Origin of the sequence: Bowmanella yangjiangensis, from assembly GCF_017255015.1 — a bacterium.
GTDB classification, from domain to species: Bacteria; Pseudomonadota; Gammaproteobacteria; order Enterobacterales; family Alteromonadaceae; genus Bowmanella; species Bowmanella yangjiangensis.
Genome location: NZ_JAFKCS010000364.1, coordinates 1 through 801 on the forward strand (window position 1 = coordinate 1; position 801 = coordinate 801).

The following is an 801-nucleotide window of genomic DNA, read 5'->3' on the forward strand; positions in this document are numbered from 1 at the left end:
AGGTGCGAACTGAGCAGAGGATTGTCCAGCGCGCCGGTGCCGACCAAGCGAGCGCCACTGGAGTAGTGCAGCAAGAAATCGACCAGGCCGTAGGTAGCGAGCGGAATGATCAGCAGCGAAGCTACCCGGATGACCTGAATGAAGCGCGCGTGGTTCTGCTCAACCATCAGTGCACAGGCTGTGAAGAGCATCGAGATATACAGTGGACGTTTGATCAGCGAGCCAGCAGAGTCTTCGGTACCAGACCAGGCAATGCTGAGCAGCGCCCACGAGGCATAGGCCAGGAACGCAAGGAACGTGGGATCCCTGAGAAGAGGCGCGCAGCGTCTGGGTTGCAGTATCAGCACCAGCAACGCCGGGGCTGCCATCAAACCGTAGAACAGCTTGTGATAGAGGCTTCGATCCTCCAGCCAGGTGAGGCTGGTCAACAGGCAGAGATATCCCAGCGGTAGCAGCCAGGTACTGATGAAATCTGACGTGTTACGCGGCCAAGTGCGAATGGCAGATGACATGCAGTGCGTATTCCCTGATGGTGAGTCGAGGGCGGGATTCTACGGGATACGCTCACAGATTTCGCGCGTCCTGTGCGCAACAGGCGCTGTGATAATATGCGGCCCCCGTTCTGGCCACGGCAACTACCCATGACCGATACCTCTGGCGACTCGCCATCCGGCTCAAGCCTGAAAATCTATTTCCGCCTGCTGAGCTATGTCAGGCCCTACATCGGTTTGTTTCTGCTCAGTATCGTCGGCTTTCTGATCTTCGCCTCGACTCAGCCGATGCTGGGCTACATTCTCAAGT

General features: G+C 57.4%; 1 pseudogene. It reads right to left on the reverse strand.

From position 1 onward, the window contains the following. Positions 1 to 512: pseudogene (locus J0A65_RS24575) on the reverse strand (hypothetical protein); the annotation flags it as partial. Positions 513 to 801 lie beyond the last annotated feature (289 nt).